Annotated in this window: 1 protein-coding gene; it reads right to left on the bottom strand. The window is 63.9% G+C overall.

The annotated features are described in order from the left end of the window. Positions 1–58: 58 nt before the first annotated feature. Positions 59–1,321, bottom strand: coding sequence for a group II intron reverse transcriptase/maturase (gene ltrA / locus IG98_RS0143725; RefSeq protein ID WP_030926422.1), 1,263 nt, complete (start codon positions 1,319–1,321; stop codon positions 59–61). Positions 1,322–1,921 lie beyond the last annotated feature (600 nt).

A 1,921-nucleotide genomic window follows, 5' to 3' on the forward strand; every position in this document is an offset into this window, starting at 1 on the left:
GGGCTCCCACAGAACCGTGCGTAACAATCTCTCGTTACACGGCTCTTGTCGTTCCTGGTCACCAGACTGCTGGAACCGTGTTCACCCAGATCCAGTGCGCGAAGAGCCTGGGCCGCAGCTTCACGACCCTTTCCCACTGGGCCTGGGCCTTCTTTCGGCTCCGTAGCCGCTTGTACTTGTTGCGCGACCACCGCATCAGGTAGGCGTTGATGCGGGCCAGGAGGGGATGCAGCGCGGAGCGGTAGAACGCTCCGTAGTACTGCATCCAGCCCCGCACGACCGGATTGATCCGCCGTGCGAGGTCGTGTTCGCCAGACCCGGTGCGATGGTGGAGCCGCCAGGCTCGCACCCTCGCCCCCATCTGCTTCAAGGCTTCCTTGCTGACCGCCGGGTTGAAGCCGCAGCGCATCTTCCCGGTCTTCGTCCGCACCCCTCGCGGCCGGAAGGTGAACCCCAGGAACGTGAACGACGTGTGCTCGTGTGAGCCGCGCCGTCTGTCGTCCTTGCAGTACACGATCCGGGTCTTGTCCGGGTGCAGGTGAAGCCCGACCTCGGCCATCCGCCCCTTGATCGCCGCCAGTACCCGTTCGGCCTGCCCCAGGCTGGAGCAGTGCACGACCGCGTCGTCGGCGTAGCGCTCGAACACCACATCCGGGAACTCCCGGGTGATCCAGGCGTCGAACGCGTAGTGCAGGAACAGATTCGCCAGGACGGGTGAGATCGCCGACCCCTGCGGGGTTCCGCGCTCTCGGTCTTGCAAGGTTCCGTCGGGCAGTGCCAGCGGCGCGGCGAGCCACCGCTGGACATACAGCACCACCCACGGCAGGTCGGTGTGCGCCTGGACCGCCTTGACGATCAGAGCCCAGGGCACGGAGTCGAAGAACTTTCGGATGTCGAACTCGACCACCCAGTCGAACTCCCAGCAGCGTTGCCGACAGGCCCCGACCGCATCCAGCGCTGAGCGGCCCGGACGGTAGCCATAGGAGCTTGGATGGAAGATCGGTTCGACCTTCGCTTCCAGCACCCCGGCCACCACCGTCTGCGCGATCCGATCGGCCACGGTGGGAACGCCCAGCGTTCTGGTGCCACCGCCGTGTGCCTTCGGGATCTCGACCGCCATGACCGGAGGTGGAAAGTACGTTCCCGAGGACATTCGATTCCAGATCTTGTACAGGTTGTTCTTCAGATCCTTCTCGAACTCCCCGATGGATAACCCGTCCACCCCGGCCGCGCCCTTATTCGCCTTGACCTTCTCCCACGCCACCTGGACAGCCCGTTTTGGGATCTCAAACGGCTTGCCCGGTGCTTTCAACTCGTCCACACGACTCCTCCCGGAGAACTTCCGGTTGATCGAACAAACGGGTCACGAACGACCCGGCCCCTTCGCTCCAGCCCCGTTACAGGACCTTCACCACTACTACGGGCCGGTCCGCCGGCGCGTCCGGCAACGGGTACTCTGACGCCGTCTCCTGGGGGGTTTCCCCAGATCACAGCTCTCCCCTGTCGCCCGCCGAGGCGGGCGGTGTCCGAACAGCGCCTTCTCCTGTTCCACTCGAACGCCGCAGACCGGACTCACGCCACCTCCATGCCGGACACCGCCTGGCCAATAAGCGGACACCCGCCAGGCTCATCCCGGGGTCGTATTCACTCCCCGGTTTCGATGTCATCTGTTCTGATTTCGACACGTCGTCAGTGGTTCACTCGCGTTCGCCTTCCCGGTCCCCACCTGACGCCTTTCCGGCGCCTTTTCCTCATCGCTCACCACGACTGTCTTCAGCAAACGCAGCATGAGGCGGTTTGGAGCCTCCCTCCGCAGGGCGACTCCGAAGGGCCAAACCTTCATCGTTCGAGCAGCATCGCTCCAGATAATTCGCCTATATCGAACTCTCCTTCACGTTCAGGACACACGAATACGGCAGAA

The sequence above is a fragment of the Streptosporangium amethystogenes genome, from assembly GCF_000721075.1.
GTDB lineage: Bacteria > Actinomycetota > Actinomycetes > Streptosporangiales > Streptosporangiaceae > Streptosporangium > Streptosporangium amethystogenes.